This window comes from Flavobacteriales bacterium (genome assembly GCA_020635855.1).
Lineage (GTDB): Bacteria > Bacteroidota > Bacteroidia > JACJYZ01 > JACJYZ01 > JACJYZ01.
Genome location: JACJYZ010000002.1, coordinates 39,121 through 55,697, shown reverse-complemented (window position 1 = coordinate 55,697; position 16,577 = coordinate 39,121). Strand labels below are relative to the sequence as shown.

General features: G+C 52.9%; 10 protein-coding genes. 2 read left to right on the top strand and 8 right to left on the bottom strand.

Features of this window, described 5'->3' with window-relative positions; translation table 11 throughout:
• Positions 1–16 precede the first annotated feature (16 nt).
• The 6 genes from H6585_00250 to H6585_00225 form a co-directional block, all read right to left on the bottom strand.
• A complete protein-coding gene (locus H6585_00250) occupies positions 17–760 on the bottom strand; it encodes a uroporphyrinogen-III synthase (protein ID MCB9446755.1) in 744 nt (247 codons plus the stop codon).
• 47 nt (positions 761–807) lie between these two features.
• Positions 808–1,497 carry a DUF4271 domain-containing protein gene (locus H6585_00245; protein MCB9446754.1) on the bottom strand — a complete coding sequence of 230 codons (690 nt, stop codon included), beginning with the start codon at positions 1,495–1,497 and terminating at the stop codon, positions 808–810.
• Between the two features lie 135 nt (positions 1,498–1,632).
• Positions 1,633–2,559 carry a hypothetical protein gene (locus H6585_00240; GenBank protein ID MCB9446753.1) on the bottom strand — a complete coding sequence of 309 codons (927 nt, stop codon included), beginning with the start codon at positions 2,557–2,559 and terminating at the stop codon, positions 1,633–1,635.
• Complete coding sequence (locus tag H6585_00235; protein MCB9446752.1) at positions 2,546–3,100, bottom strand: YceI family protein; 555 nt, start codon at positions 3,098–3,100, stop codon at positions 2,546–2,548. The genes H6585_00240 and H6585_00235 overlap by 14 nt, the downstream gene beginning before the upstream one ends.
• A gap of 2 nt (positions 3,101–3,102) precedes the next feature.
• Positions 3,103–3,486: a hypothetical protein gene (locus H6585_00230; GenBank protein MCB9446751.1), complete on the bottom strand. Its 384-nt coding sequence runs from the start codon at positions 3,484–3,486 to the stop codon at positions 3,103–3,105.
• 33 nt (positions 3,487–3,519) lie between these two features.
• Positions 3,520–4,392 (bottom strand): T9SS type A sorting domain-containing protein, encoded by an 873-nt coding sequence (locus H6585_00225; protein ID MCB9446750.1) that lies wholly within the window; start codon positions 4,390–4,392, stop codon positions 3,520–3,522.
• Between the two features lie 181 nt (positions 4,393–4,573).
• Here H6585_00225 and H6585_00220 point away from each other — a divergent pair, with 181 nt between their 5' ends.
• Together H6585_00220 and ispG are read left to right on the top strand one after the other, a co-directional pair.
• Entirely contained in the window at positions 4,574–5,752 is a 1,179-nt protein-coding gene (locus H6585_00220; protein ID MCB9446749.1) for an acyl-CoA dehydrogenase family protein, read from the top strand.
• A gap of 50 nt (positions 5,753–5,802) precedes the next feature.
• Positions 5,803–7,743 carry a (E)-4-hydroxy-3-methylbut-2-enyl-diphosphate synthase gene (ispG, locus tag H6585_00215; protein ID MCB9446748.1) on the top strand — a complete coding sequence of 647 codons (1,941 nt, stop codon included), beginning with the start codon at positions 5,803–5,805 and terminating at the stop codon, positions 7,741–7,743.
• Between the two features lie 69 nt (positions 7,744–7,812).
• Here the strand turns inward: ispG and H6585_00210 are convergent, their stop codons facing one another.
• Together H6585_00210 and H6585_00205 are read right to left on the bottom strand one after the other, a co-directional pair.
• Positions 7,813–15,675, bottom strand: a complete 7,863-nt coding sequence (locus tag H6585_00210; protein MCB9446747.1) for a T9SS type A sorting domain-containing protein — start codon at positions 15,673–15,675, stop codon at positions 7,813–7,815.
• A 138-nt stretch (positions 15,676–15,813) separates the two neighbouring features.
• Entirely contained in the window at positions 15,814–16,566 is a 753-nt protein-coding gene (locus H6585_00205; protein ID MCB9446746.1) for a succinate dehydrogenase/fumarate reductase iron-sulfur subunit, read from the bottom strand.
• Between the last annotated feature and the right edge of the window lie 11 nt (positions 16,567–16,577).

Here is a 16,577-nt window from a genome sequence, read left to right as displayed (position 1 = left end):
ACAAGGTTTTTACCTACTATTTGTTGTTTTTTTTCAGGTATTGCTCAATGGCCATGGACATGGATGGAGCCTGCGGGGACGGGGCTTCCACGTCCAACCGGAGCTTGGCTTCCTTCACCGCTTTGGCCGTTGTAGGGCCGAAGGCGGCGATCCGTGTAGTTTTCTGCTGGAACTTGGGGAAGTTCTGGAGCAGGGATTTCAACCCTGACGGACTGAAGAAAACCAGCATATCATAGTTGAGGGAAGAAAGGTCGGAAAGATCACTGCAGACGGTGCGGTATATGATCGCCTTCGTGTATTTGACGCCGGATTGGTCAAGCATTTCGGGAATTTCCTGCTTGTGAATGTCAGAACATGGCAGCAGGAAATTCTCATCCTTGTGCTTTTTGATGATGTCCATCAATTCACGAAAAGTCTGGTTGCCGTAGAATATTTTACGCTTGCGGTATACCACGTATTTCTGCAGGTAGAACGCAGTGGACTCCGAAATGCAGAAATACTTCATGGTGTCAGGGATGGTGACACGCAGGTCTTTGGCCACCCGGAAAAAGTGATCTACCGCATTCCTGCTGGTGAAGATAATGGCCGTATGGTCCAGTATGTTGATACGCTCTTTGCGAAACTCTTTCGCATCAACCGCTTCAACATGAATGAACGGGCGGAAATCAACTTCCACCTTGCACCTTTTGGCCAAATCGTGATAGGGGGATTTGTCTCCTTCTGGTTTGGGCTGGGATATCAGGATCCTTTTAACCTTCATACCTAATGGTTGTTTACGGACTTACCGCTGAAATTTCCACTCAAAAGTTACACCTTTAAAAAAAGCCTTAGCCCTACTATCAGCGGCAAAATTTCAAGCGTGCAAAGATAAAGAATCAAATGGAATCTGGAAAATCCGAAAACAGAACCAGCCACCTGATATCCCCGGAAAACCCGAACAACCCAGAGAATGAGTACAATGCTTAATCCGATATAAACCAAAAGGTTATAATTTTTAAGGGGCAGGTAAGCCATCAAGACCACCAGGGGCAATAACAGCACGCCGATTCCTTTTTGCCAAAGGAATACATTGAAAGCATAATCCTGGCTAGCCTGCCGGATATCAAATACCCATCCAATCAGCCTGATCACTGCCAGTTTTAACACATAAACGGCGGCCAGGATTGACAGTATTTGTATGAAGCCCCGGAATCCACCCTGCCATCCTGCGATATGAATCGTCCCATCCCAAAGTACAAGGTACATGAACATAGACATGGAAAAAGCGAACAACAGGTTCAGAAACACCGATGCTTTTTTCATCATTACGTTTTCATCCAGCATGCTCTGATGGGTACCGCGGGTGGTAACAAATGTATTGATGAGAAAGCGCACGCCCTTTTGATGAAATGCCCTGACCCATGCTACAATGATGACCAGGAGAAAAATGACGGGGAACCACCAGTCTTCACGCAAACTGTTGCCAGCAAGCGGAATTTCATGAGTGGGTGGCAGCAAATGCTTACGGAAAGGATGACCCGGTTGCAGGGCAGGCTCCTGATCCTGCGAAACGGTTTCTTGTTCAATACCCAGGAAAGATGGCCCGCCGAACCATGTCCAAACAGAATCGGTAGACTGCGCAGGTTGCACCATTTATTGCTTTAGCTGAAACACGCGGGATATGGTGAAGCCCAGTTTCATGCCACCTTTGCCCCAGCTGTCGGGGGATGTAGGAATGAAGTCGTTCTCAATAATACCCGCGGTATTGCTCAGGTTAACGTGAAATATATGTCCACCTGTTTCGATCTCAAGCCCGATGGCCAGGGGCGCATAATAGGGATCCGCGGTATTGGAATGGCGATACGCCGAGAACGTTTGAAAATATTCAACCACGATCGCAGCACGTTTGGTGAACTTCAACCGGAAAGCGCCGCCAAGCGAAAACAGGTTGTTCATGTCCTGGCTGCCATCAACCGGATGTGCGTCTGCCAGTACAAAGTTCCTGTGAACCAACGTGGGCATGAGCTGAGCAGAAAAAGAAGGACTGAATTTCCTGGCCAGGATCGCCTGGTGTGTGTATGACAACCGATGCACCCACTTCGTCCATAGCCCTTGCGGATCACCGGAAGGATTGATGGCCATGTTGGAATACCATACCATGCTCACCGGTACAGCATTGTCGGTGGTCTGCCTGAGAAACCTCCATTTGACGAAGAAGTCGAGGTGTTCATTCATTTTGCTGCGACCGAAACCTGCCATCAGGTGATCGGTGAGGCCATACTCCAATGACAACCGGATGTTGCTGGCCTGGTCGAATCCGTAGAGGGTATGCACCCCTCCACCGCTGGCCCCTCCCATATTCCCGAACCGGTGGGTAACCCTGAAATCCAGGCCACCTTTTCTCACTGTTTCCACCGACTGCCCGCTGAGAACGCGCGTGGTTTTGAAAGTTGCCGTTACATCTTCCCTGGTCTTCGGCTGGCTGGAATCCAGCATGTCCATCAAATCGTCCTGTGCGAATGCGCCTGCAACGGACAGGCAAAGCACGCCGCAAAGCAGCAAGGATCTATTTTTTCTCATAGGGTAAATAAGTGATGTCTGCCTTCACCGACACTTCCTCCGCAATTTTCTCAACAACAATACTGGGGATCTTGATTTTATAGTCTTCCAGCTTCACAACAAACTCGGTGTGCAAATGTACTTCGCTATTTTTAATGGTGAGGGTTCCTTTCATCTCCACATCGCGTTCTACCCCGTGCATGTTCATCTTGCCTTTGGCAGTCACCGGATAGGTGCCGTCTTTGCTGTAATCGATCTCTTCCTGAATTTTGCCTTTGAACGTCGCGTAGGGGTATTTTTCGGATTCCATGTAGTTCTCATTGAAATGTTCCTGCATCAGCTTTTGTTCAAATGAGAATGCGTTCACCGGCACTTTCACGGCAACCGTGTTTTCCGTTTTGTTGATGAAACTGGTTGCCGCCTTGTTTTCAGCTGCGATATTTTCCAGGGTTGCTTCGGAGAAAAACGAAATAACCGATTCCTTGCTTGCCAGCAGCTGGGCATGTGCCATCCAGGGCAGGCTTAGCCCCAGCACCAGGATCAAAGATTTTATTTTCAACATATTCAATTGTTTAATGCGCCATGTTCCACCCAACATTCGAGCAACTGCAATTCGGCGCCGGTTAAGGGAGCTACAGGTGCCTGGGGCATAGATTTCTGATCAAAGACTTCCGTTTGAAAAACACCCAGGTCCACCTTATCCTTCAACTCCTGATAATTCGTGAAGTCTCCATAGATGTAGCCGTTCTCATGACACCCGGATACAGCACAGCTCACCTGTATCAGCGGATACACATCCTGTGCATAGGATACCTGCATGGTGTCACATATCGGTATGTCCGGTAGCACTTCCCTGTCGTTCGTACAACCCTGTACCAGTAAAAATGGCACAGCCAGGGCCGCTGCGACCCTGGCTGTGCGATGAAAAAGTAAATTCAGATGTACCATCGAAATTATATACAGCAAATATGTTGCCGGAAATTAATACACCATCGTGCGCTGTACGTACGCTGTGTTTCCGACCATCATATGAACGAAATACACACCGCTTTGCAGGTTGTAACGCTGCCTTTCAATCTGCACACGCTGGGTACCTGCCTGCATCACACCGTCAAACACATCTCCGACCTTTTGCCCGGCCAAGTTATAAAGTTCCACCGAAACCTGCTCGGTTTGGCTCAACTCAAATGAAACATTGGCCTCATCCCTGAAGGGCTGGGGGTAAACCTGCAGACCGATCTGCTGGTTGTTTTCGATGTCCTGCACCGATACGTTGGTGGCTTCGGTCAACACCAGCACGGAGGTGTAAATCTTATCTCCGGTATCGCTTCCGTTGTTGTTGGCGCAGTTGAATGCTGCATACACGGCTGCAGAACCTTTACCGGCGGAAGGGGCTGTCCATTGGAACGTCCACGACTTGGTGGTTGAACCGCTGTTGCCGGCCAGGGTATGGGTGATGTACTTCTTGGCACCCAGGCTTCTCATCCATGTCTGGCTTGAATTGGTAATTGCCATGGTGCCCGACATTGCGCCGGCAGCATCAAACACCGATGCTTCGAAACCGAAACGCACGATACCCGATTGTGTAGCCGTACAGGTAATGTTGTACGTGGCTCCGGGCGTATACTCATTGGATGAGGGCCCATCCCAGGTGATCCACCCTGTCATGGGCGACACCGAATTACCGGTATGACAACCCGACTGGGCACATGTTTTACCACTGTTGTCTGCAGGATTTCCCGTGCAGGCGGCTGGCGATCCGTCCGGATCCGTCAAGGCCTGATTCCACACTCCATCTGTTACTACAACAGCTGATAATACCGTCAGGCACGCAAAAAGTAACTTTCGTTTCATAAATAACATTTAAGAGGTTACTAAAACAAAAAACACCAATTCGCGCCAACGGATTTTCAAGGAAGGAAAGCCAATTTACAAATTCTCCTACATTTGTCAAGCCCCTTCCCGCCTGATTTTTTTTGTGTGCAGCAGGCTAAAAACCGGGAAGGGCCTGTAAAATCAATCAAATACAACCGAAATGGCCGACGACCGCTACCAAGCCCATGACTACTATCAAGTGGACGAACTGCTCACAGAAGAGCACAAAATGATCCGGGATGCCGCCCGGGCATGGGTGCGCAAAGAGGTAAGTCCGATCATTGAAGACGCCGCCCAAAAAGCGGTCTTTCCCGGACACCTGATCAAAGGCATGGGTGAAATCGGCGCATTCGGTTCGTATATCCCCGCCGAATATGGCGGTCACGGACTGGACCAGATCTCGTATGGCCTCATCATGCAGGAACTGGAACGGGGTGACAGCGGCATCCGCTCCACCGCATCCGTGCAGACTTCCCTGGTGATGTACCCCATATGGAAATACGGCACCGAAGAACAAAAACGAAAATACCTGCCCAAACTGGCCACCGGCGAGTTCATGGGTTGCTTCGGACTTACCGAACCCGACCACGGTTCCAACCCGGCCGGCATGGTCACCCGCATCGAAGACAAAGGCGATCATTTCATCCTCAACGGCGCCAAAATGTGGATCTCGAATGCCCCCTTCGCACACCTTGCTGTGGTATGGGCCAAGGACGATGCCGGCGACATACGCGGCCTCGTCGTTGAACGCGGCATGGAAGGCTTCACCACACCGGAAACACACGGGAAGTGGTCGCTGCGCGCCTCCGCCACGGGAGAACTTGTGTTTGATAATGTACACATCCCGAAAGAAAATGTGTTCCCGGATATCCGCGGATTGAAAGGTCCGCTGGGATGTCTTAACTCAGCCCGTTACGGAATTGCATGGGGGGCCATCGGAGCTGCACTCGACTGCTACGATTCCGCCTTGCGTTACGCCAAGGAACGCATCCAGTTCGGGAAACCCATCGCAGCTTTTCAACTGCAACAAAAGAAACTAGCCGAGATGATCACTGAGATCACCAAGGCCCAACTGTTGGTATGGCGGCTCGGCAACCTCAGGAACAACGACAAGGCCACGCCCGCTCAGATCTCCATGGCCAAGCGCAACAATGTGAACATGGCCCTGCAGATCGCCCGCGAAGCCCGTCAGATTCATGGTGGCATGGGCATCACCGGGGAATACCCCATCATGCGGCATATGATGAACCTGGAATCGGTCATCACCTACGAGGGTACACACGACATACACCTGCTGATCACCGGCATGGATATCACTGGCGAAAACGCCTTCAATTAAGGCGTGCGCCACTGCCCGAAGGTTTGTACCTTTGCGACAGATTCAACAACATGGCGCACGATCCGCATTTGCCCTACTGTAACAACCTGACGGCCTATAACCGCTTCATCACCCGTGAAGTAACCATCGGCGGCCTTCGCCTGGGTGGCCATCAACCCATCCGCATCCAGTCCATGACCACCACCGACACCATGGACATCGATGGCACCGTGGCACAAAGCATCCGCATGATCGAAGCCGGGTGTGAACTGGTGCGCATTACGGCACCCAGCCTGAAAGAAGCGGCCAACCTCGAACCCATCAAAAAAGCCATTCGGGCGGCGGGCTTCGACACGCCTCTGGTGGCCGATATTCATTTCACACCCAATGCCGCCGAACTGGCGGCAAAGATCGTGGAGAAAGTAAGGGTGAACCCGGGCAACTATGCCGACAAGAAAAAATTCGCACAGATCGAATATTCCGACGCTACCTATGAAGCGGAACTGGAGCGCATCCGTGAACGGTTCACACCGCTGGTAAACATCTGCAAGGAATACGGTACCGCCATGCGCATCGGCACCAACCACGGTTCATTGTCAGACAGGATCATGAGCAGATACGGCGACACGCCCCTGGGCATGGTAGAGTCGGCGCTTGAGTTCGTGCGCATTTGTGAAGACCTGGGCTACCATGAAATCGTGTTGTCCATGAAGGCCAGCAATCCCCAGGTGATGGTTCAGGCATACCGGCTGCTGGTCGCACGCATGATACAAAACGGACAAGCCTATCCGCTGCACCTGGGCGTAACGGAGGCCGGTGATGGTGAAGACGGACGCATCAAATCCGCCGTCGGAATAGGCACGTTGCTGGAAGACGGACTTGGCGACACCATTCGGGTTTCGTTAACGGAAGAACCTGAATTTGAAATCCCGGTGGCACAGCGCCTCGTCAAACGATACGGAAAAAGAATGCCGCACGCAGCCATCCCTCCTATGAGCAGCCTGCCCTATGACCCGTTCGGTTTTGAAAGACGCGACACCAAAGGCATGCATCTTACCGGCGAAGGTCATGTACCCAGGGTGGTGGCAGATTTCAGCCGGCATGAAAACCTGCGTGCTTCAGATCTGGAGTCTGTGGGTTACCGCTATTCCGAGAAGCTCGACAAGTGGCGGGTGGATGACCAGGCATGTGACTACCTCTTTCTCGGTGACCGTTCCGTATCTTTCGAATTGCCCGGCACGCTTACCGTTTTACAATCTTACCCGGTTTGGACATCCCTCCGGAAAGTAGGTACGTTGCCGGTGATGGATGCGGAAACATTCACGAATGAACCCACCCCTCCGACAGGTTTTGTTGAAGTTGAGACCACCGGGGTGAACGACCGGGTGCTTGACAAGTTGAAGACAACCACGGGTCATGCCCTGATCCTACGTTCAACCAATGAGCACGCGATGGCAGATCTCAGAAGGGCCATTTGCACATTGATGGAACACGGCATCCGGACGCCGGTGATTGTGAAACGATCCTACGGTGTCACCGACGCGGAAAACTTCCAGTTATATGCCTCCACAGATGCAGGCGCCCTGCTGACCGACGGACTGATTGACGGTATCTGGCTCGGTTCCGACGTACATCCACCCGATTTCATCAACCGCACCGCCTTCGGCATCCTTCAATCCACAAGGGCAAGGATTTCAAAAACCGAATACATCTCGTGCCCGTCCTGCGGCCGCACCTTGTTTGACCTGCAGGAAACCACGGCCAAGATCCGTGCGCGAACCAGTCACCTGAAGGGAGTGAAGATCGGCATCATGGGTTGCATTGTGAACGGGCCCGGGGAAATGGCAGATGCGGATTACGGTTACGTAGGCACCGGCAATGGGGTGATCACCCTTTACAAAGGGAAGGAAGTGGTGAAACGCAACATCCCATCGGGTGAAGCCGTGGATGCCCTGATCGACCTGATCAAACAGCACGGCGACTGGGTGGAAGCCGAAGCAGCTCACGTCTGAAAACAAGGAAGCGACTGCCAACCTTGGAATTGACAGTCGCTTGCCTCGCGGTTCTGAATCAAAACCCCTCTACTCCATCATCACCATACGCAATGTTGTGGTATGTCCGTTGGCTTCCATTTTCACCAGGTAAACGCCAGGTTTCAGTACGCTGTCTGCAGCCCTCATGTCGATCTGATGATCGCCTTTGGCCTGGTCTGCATCCACCAGCAGCATCACCTCTTCGCCCACCATGTTCATCAGTTGCAGTTTCACATGGCTGTCTGACGCGAGGCTGTATTGAATACTTGCCTGCAGTTTGAACGGATTCGGGAACACCGCCAGCATATCTCCGGAGGCATCTACCTTAGGCAGGTAGGTGGTCACATCCGGAATGTAGATGCTGTTCGAGTCTACCATGAAGTCCATCTGGTTGAAGGTCGTATCATCTGCCGAAACATTGATCGCATAGGTGCTGTCCATCGGCAGACCCGGGATATCCACCCACAGGTCATACGAACCATCTTCTACGTTCGGGAACTGGTACTGACCCGAACCATTGGTTTTGGTATGGCCTTTCACCATGTTACCCGGTTTCGACTTGAGCGTTACTTCCACGTCAGGAATCGGGTCACCGCTTATCACGTTCAGCACACCGTGCTTGTTGGATCCGCCGCGAACGATGGTTCCTTTGACCGTTGCCTTACCGGCCGGTGTCGGGAACTCGATCAGCTTCACGTTCTTCATGGCGCTGTCGCCGCAATTCATGGTGAAGATGGTGGCATTTTCCCATTTGAAAGCCGAATCATGGAAGGTGCTCATGGTATTCGGGTAGAGGAACGTGTCGGTGATCGCCAGTACCACGAACTGTCCTACCGGTGCCGTTGAGAAGGCATACGTACCGGTACCGTCGGTGTAGGTTGAATCGATGTGCGTCATCTTCTTACCCACGCCATGGTATTGCAGCAGTTTCACCTGGAGACCCGAGGCACCACCACCTGAATAGTTCACCTGACCGGTGAGGCCCGGATCCACACCGGTGGTATTGATGTTCGTAGTGTTGGATACCATACAACCGTTGGCATCGGTCACAGTCACATCGTAACTGTCCATGCAAAGGTTATTGGCCGTAGCGGTTTTTTGCGCGGTTGCATCGCTCCACAGGTACGTGTAAGGGGCAGATCCTCCGTTCGCCACCACCGTAGCAGTTGCGTCGCATTGGCTCGGACAACTGGACGGTGCATTGGTCAGGCTGAGATTCATTGGCATCGGTTCAATCAACCGTACGGTATCGATGGTGCTGCATCCGCCGCCATCCGAAACGGTTACGTAGTAAAGTCCGTCACACAGATTCACAGCCGTCGCGGTGGTTTGACTTCCTGCCAGCGCATCCCATTGATAACTGTAGGGTGCAGTACCGCCGGAAGCTGTGGCAGTAGCCGTTCCGTCGCAACTTCCGTTACAAAGCGGATCTGTTTTGGATAGGGAAACAGAAGGTCCACCGGTCTCGCTGACCAGAACCACAACACTGTCGGTACAACCGTTGGCGTCGCTCACCATCACCATATAAGAACCTTTGCCGAGGTTATTGGCCGTAGCCGAAGTCTGGCTGCCTGCCGTGCTCGGCCATTGGATGTTATACGGTGAAACCCCACCGGATACATTCACGGTTCCGGAGCCGTTGTTGTTTCCGCAGGTAGCATTGGTAGCGGAAGAGGTCAGTACAATGGGTGTGAACTGATAGATGGTCACACTATCTGTTGCCGAGCAACCGGTTGCATCGGTCACGATCACGTGGTACGTGCCGGGGCACAGGTTCTGGGCATCCGATGCGGTGGAGGCACCCGGATCATCCCACTGGAAAGTATAGGGTGCGTTACCGCCGGAAGCCGTGGCCTGCGCCGATCCTTCACATGTACCAGCGCAAATCGCGCCGCTGGTATTGAATGTGATGGTGATCGGTGCGGGTCCGCTGATCATAGCGGAATCCACGTGCATACAACCGTTGGCATCGGTCACCGATACATGGTACAGACCATCGCACAGGTTGTTGGCTGTGGCTGTGGTTTGGTTTGCGGCATCCCACAGGTATGTGTAGGGAGGCACACCGCCGGTGGCATTCACCGTAGCGCTTCCGTCGCATCCGCCGGAGCAGTTGCTGCCGGTTGTGTTCACAGAAGTGGTCATGGTTACCGGTTCCGCGATATTAACGGAATCCACCACATAACATCCACCGTTGTCATACACGGTTACCAGGTACCATCCGGCACACAGGTTGTTGGCCGTTTGGGTGGTTTGGCCGGCCGCATTCGCGTCCCACTGGAAGGTATACGGACCCACACCACCTGTCACATTCACGGTAGCCGATCCGTCACACACACCCTGGCACATCACATCGGTATTGTTCATACTGATGCTTACAGGCGTAGGCTGGTTGACGGCCACCGAGTCTGTGAGGAAGCATTGGTTGGCATCGTATACGGTCACGTAATACATACCTGCACACAGGTTGAATGCAGTATCTGTGGTCTGGTTACCGGCATTGCTATCCCATTGGTATACATATGGGCCTACGCCACCCGCTGCGGATACCCAGGCTTTGCCATCACAGGAACCTGAGCAGTTCACATCCTGTTGGCCCATCGCGGCTGACATCGGTGAAGGTTCATTGATGGTTACGGAATCCATGTGTGAACATCCCTTGCTATCCATGATGTTCACAAAGTAGGTACCCACACACAGGCTGTTGGCGGTAGCCGTAGTTTGGTTACCGGCACCGGCATCCCATGCATAGGTATAAGGTGCTTGTCCGCCTGCAGGTGTTACGGTAGCCGAACCGTCGCATGTGCCGGAGCAATTCACATCAGTTTGGGCCATGGTGCTGGTCATCGGTGCGGCGTCATTGATCACCACGCTGTCCACCATCATACAGCCATTGTTATCTGTAATTGTGCACATATAGGTACCTGCACACAGGTTGTTGGCGGTAGCCGTTGTTTGGTTACCAGCACCGGCATCCCAGGTATAGTTGTAAGGACCTACACCACCGGAAGCGGTCATGGTTGCGGTACCGTCACATGCGCCCGAGCAGTTCGGGTCAGTGGAAGTAACACCTGCACTGAGGGGCGAAGGTTCGTTGATGGCCACCGAGTCTACATGGTAGCAGCCGTTCTTATCGGTTACCGTTACGTAGTACGTACCCATACACAAACCAACGGCGGTATCGCTGGTCTGGCTGCCCGCGTTGCTGTCCCACTGGAACATGTACGGGGCATTGCCACCTGTAGCTGTGATCCAGCCTTTGCCATCGCAAGAGCCTGCGCACATCGCGCCCAGCTGGTTGGTGGTGCTATACAGCGGTGTAGGTTCATTGATGGCCACTGAGTCCGCATGGGAACAACCATTGTTATCGGTTACGGTCACATGGTACATACCCACGCACAAGCCGAAGGCAGTGTCGCTTGTTTGGCTACCCGCGTTACTATCCCACTGGAACATGTACGGAGCCGCACCGCCTGTAGCTGTGATCCAGCCTTTGCCATCGCAGGAACCTGCACACATGGCACCTTGCTGGTTGGTGTTGCTGAACAGCGGAGTGGGTTCATTGATGGTCACTGAGTCTACATGGAAGCAACCGTTATAGTCTGTCACGGTCACAAAGTATTTACCCATGCAGAGACCGAAAGCGGTATCGGTGGTTTGATTACCGGCGCCTCCATCCCACATGAATGCATAAGGAGGCACACCGCCGGTTGCTGTGATCCAGCCTTTGCCATCGCAGGAGCCTGCACACATCACATCCCATTGGTTGGTGGTGGTGGACATCGCAATCGGTTCACTGATTGTTACGGAATCCTTATGGAAACAACCATTGTTATCGGTTACCGTCACATAGTACATGCCGGTGCAGAGGCCGAACGCGGTATCACCGGTTTGGCTGCCTGCATTGCTATCCCACTGGAAAACATAGGGTGCGTTGCCGCCACTCGGAGTCACCCAGCCTTTGCCGTCGCAGACTCCGGCACACATTACGTCCTTTTGGAAAGTAGAGCTGTATAGCGGGGAAGGTTCGTTGATGTTCACCGAATCAACCAGGAAACATCCGTTGTTATCTGTAACTGTCACCACATACGATCCCACGCAAAGACCCAGGGCGGTATCACTGGTCTGGTTACCCGCGTTGCTGTCCCATTGGAACATGTACGGAGGCACACCGCCGTTCGGCGTCACCCAACCTTTGCCGTCGCATGAACCTGAGCACATGGCATCCATCTGATTGGTGGTGGTGCCCAATGCCGGCGGTTCATTGATCATTACCGAATCTTCGGTGTAGCAGCCATTGTTGTCGGTTACGGTCACATGGTACATGCCTGCACAAAGTCCGAATGCCGTATCGGATGTTTGACTGCCGGCGTTGCTGTCCCATTGGAAGGCATAGGGTCCAACGCCACCGTTCGGCGTTACCCAACCTTTGCCGTCACAGGAACCTGAGCACTTTGTACCTTGTTGATTGGTGCTGGTGGTCAGAAGAATGGGCTCACCCACAGCCACTGAGTCATCGTGGAAGCAGCCGTTATTATCCGTCACTGTTACGTGGTACATGCCTGCACACAGTCCGAATGCCGTATCGGATGTTTGACTGCTTGCGTTGCTATCCCATTGGAAGGCGTAGGGTCCAACGCCGCCGTTCGGCGTTACCCAACCTTTACCGTCACACGAACCTGAGCACATGGTACCCATCTGGTTGGTGCTGGTAGTCAGCAGAACCGGTTCATTAACTGCCACGGAATCTTCATGGAAGCAACCGTTGTTATCGGTTACGGTCACATGGTACATGCCTGCACACAATCCGAAGGCCGTATCTGTAGTTTGGTTGCTTGCGTTGCTGTCCCATTGGAAGGCATAGGGTCCAATGCCGCCGTTCGGCGTCACCCAACCTTTGCCGTCGCAGGAACCCGAGCACATGGTACCCATCTGGTTGGTGCTGGTGGTGAGTGCAACAGGCTCATTGACCATGATTGAATCCACATGGAAACAGCTGTTGTTATCGGTTACGGTCACGTAGTACCAACCCACACACAGACCGAATGCGGTATCGGTGGTTTGGTTGCTTGCATTGCTATCCCACTGGTAAGAGAAAGGAGGCACACCACCTGTCGGGGTTACCCAACCTTTGCCATCACACGAACCGGCACATTTGGCACCCAGTTGATTGGTGATGCTGTAGAGGGGAGTCGGTTCGTTTACGGTCACCGAATCAACCCGCATACAACCGGCGTTGTCGGTGGTGGTAACCTTATAGAATCCCGCACACAGGTTCACTGCCGTAGATGTGGTTTGATTACCTGCAGCGCCATCCCATTGGTAGCTATAGGGCGCCTGGCCGCCTGAGCCCGATACTGTTCCGGATCCGTCACAGGCACCTGCACACAGTACATCGCCACTGGTAACAGATGCGGTCAGCAGCGGCGGTTCATTGATGGTGATTGAATCTTCAAAGAAGCAACCGTTGTTATCGGTAACGGTCACATGGTAAGACCCCACGCACAAACCGAAAGCGGTATCGGTGGTTTGATTGCCTGCATTGCTGTCCCACTGGAACATATAAGGAGGCACACCGCCGGCGGGAACCATCCAGCTTTTGCCATCGCATGAACCTGCGCAATGGGCATCCAGGGCATTGATGGCACCATTCAGGATGGTGGGATCATACACATCTGCCACATCCATTGCGGTACAACCGTTGTTATCGGTTACTGTTACGCCATAGGAAAGGGCACAAAGGCTGAATGCGGTATCGGTGGTTTGATAACCGGTGTTGATGTCCCATTGATAGCTGTAGGGGCCTACACCGCCACTCGCGTTTACATACGTTTTTCCGTCGCAGCTGCCATTGCACTTGGTATCAAACCCACCCACAACAAGGCTTAGGGCGGTTGGCTCCCCGATCATAACAGAATCTTCTTTGAAGCATCCGTTGGCATCTGTCACGGTCACGCGATAGGTACCGGTACAAAGGCTGAGAGCCGTGTCGGTGGTTTGGTTGCCGGCATTGCTATCCCATTGGAAAGCATAAGGTCCTACACCGCCCGCCGGGGTTACCCAGCCTTTGCCATCGCATCCACCATTACATTGTGTTCCCTTGTTCCCCATGGCGGTAGATAGCGGGGATGGTTCGTTCACAGACACCGAGTCCTGGTGGAGGCAACCGTTGTTATCGGTAACTGTGATGTAGTGCATGCCTGCACACAGCGCGGAGGCCGTGTCAGTGGTCTGCCCATCACCCCAGGCGAAGGTATAGGGTGGTACACCGTTGGAAGGGTTGATCCATGCAGATCCGTCGCATCCACCGTTGCACAGGGGATCGAGAGACCCGGGGGATACCGCAATGGCTCCGGGATTGGCAACGAAAATGGTATCGCTGAACACGCAGCCGTTGGCATCTGTCACGGTGAACAGGTAGTTATTCGCACACAGGCTGCTGATCAGGTTTGTGGTGGCATATCCGCCATTGATGCCCCATTGATAGGTATAAGGTGCCGTACCTCCGTTGGCGTTGATGGATGCATTTCCATCACAACCGCCGAAGCAGGCAGGTGGTGTGATACTGGGCGCGAAGGCCAATGTTGCCGGCTCATTGATGGTAACGGTTGCATAGGCCGAATCGTTGGTGTTATCCACCACAAGTACGTTGTAGGAACCGCCTGCCAGGTTGAATGCGGTGTCGGTGGTTTGTAAGGAGGGGTCATCCCAGTGGAACGTATAGGGCGGGTATCCGTTTTGAGGAAGCGCAACAGCCCTACCGTCGGCAGCGCCTGTACATGTTACGTGCAGGGTATCGCTGATGGTAACGGAAAGCGGCGAAGGACACGCAGCAAAGGTGACGCCTGCGTTGTTCCCATTATCGGTTGTATTGCTGGCGTGGCATGGTGCACCGGTTACATTGATATCCTGCATGCTCAGGTTGTCCCAGCAAATGGGCGTCCCCGAAAGCGAATTCAAGGTGGCCTGGGTACCGGACGAGCCACTCTGCAGGGTCACGTTGCCCGAGGAACTCACGGACATATCATTGAAGGATTGTATGATGCTGGCTGCAAATCCGATGGTTCCGGTATCTATATTAAGTGTATTGAAAGTGTTGGCTCCAAGGATTACCGCCGCACCGGAATGGAAGTTCACCACATTGTAACTCAAACCCGCCCCTGTAAAGGAAGCGGATGTGGAATTATTCAACATCATCTGAGAAGTACCTGCATTGAAAGACAAGCCCGTGGCGTTACCAATGGACCAGTCTCCTTCTATGGTGACGGTGGAAGAAGTCAGGTTGAGGGCGCGGGTGAGGGATTGACCTCCGTCACCATCAAAGGTGTGGCAACGGAACAGAAAGGTATTTGTGTTGAGTGTTCCTTCGCTGAGGATAAAGTCGCCTATGGTCTCAAGCGGTGAATCAAGTTGCAGTGTACCTGTTCCTGCTTTCACGATGTTCCCATTCATCAGCATGCCATTGGTGTTAACCGAGTGTGTGCCTGCGGGTGTATTGAACACCACGGTACCGAACATGTCCAGCGCCATGTTGGGATCCAGAACAAAGGAGCCCTCGACAAATAGGGTATCAACAGCGGCAAGACTCAGCACCGGGAAGAAATTTACACCATTCCATTCCATCATTTTGACGCTCACATTTCCGGAAACGAATACGGTATCACCTGCACCGGCAAATGAATTGGCGTCGAAAATGACGGTATCCGCCACGCCGGGAGGGCCGTACCCAGGGGCGCCACCGGATGCATTCGACCAGGAAGTCGACGATGGGGCGCTCCAAAAACCTTGTCCGCCCACCCAGTAATACTGAGCAGCGTGGCTGGACTGGCAAGCGACCAGGAAGAAGATGAAGGTTAGAAAATGTTGGATTGAACGGAGAGCAGAACGGTGGATGCGTAAGTCTTTGATCATAGGGCACACACTTATAAGGTTACGGACCTCATAGTACGTGGCGATCAAAGAAAGGTTTACTCCGAATTAAAATTTTAATGGAGCCGATGGCAGTAAACCATCGACGAATGGCAAAATTCTACAAATTGGGTAAATGCCTTATTTCTCGGTACTCAGGCCGGCGGCAAGAAATTCCCGGTTCATCCTGGCGATGTTCTCCAAAGAGATTTCTTTGGGGCATTCCACTTCACATGCACCGGTGTTGGTGCAGTTTCCAAAGCCTTCCTCATCCATTTGTTTCACCATGTTGAGTACGCGGTCGTGTGCTTCCGGTCGTCCCTGGGGCAGCAAAGCCAGCTGGCTCACTTTGGCCGAAACGAACAGCATGGCCGAGGCATTTTTGCAGGTAGCCACGCAGGCACCGCAACCGATGCACGTGGCTGCATCGAAAGCTTTGTCTGCATTGTCCTTAGGTACCGGGATGGCATTGGCATCGATGGTATTGCCGGATGTATTCACGGAAACAAAACCACCGGCGGAGATGATGCGGTCGAATGCGGAGCGATCCACCACCAGGTCTTTGATCACAGGAAACGCTTTGGCTCTCCAGGGCTCGATGGTAATGGTATCACCGTCTTTGAAGGAACGCATGTGCAACTGGCAGGTGGTAATGCCGCGGCCCGGGCCGTGTGCCTCACCGTTGATGAACATGCTGCACATTCCGCAAATACCTTCGCGGCAATCGTGATCGAAGGCAACGGGATCATCTCCACCTTCCACCAACTTGTTGTTGAGCACGTCTATCATTTCCAGAAACGACTGATCCGGTGAGATGTCGGTCACCTGGTACGTCACCATTTTGCCTTTGTCGTTGGGTCCGTTCTGGCGCCAGATCTTGAGCGTAAGGTTCATGCTGAATGATT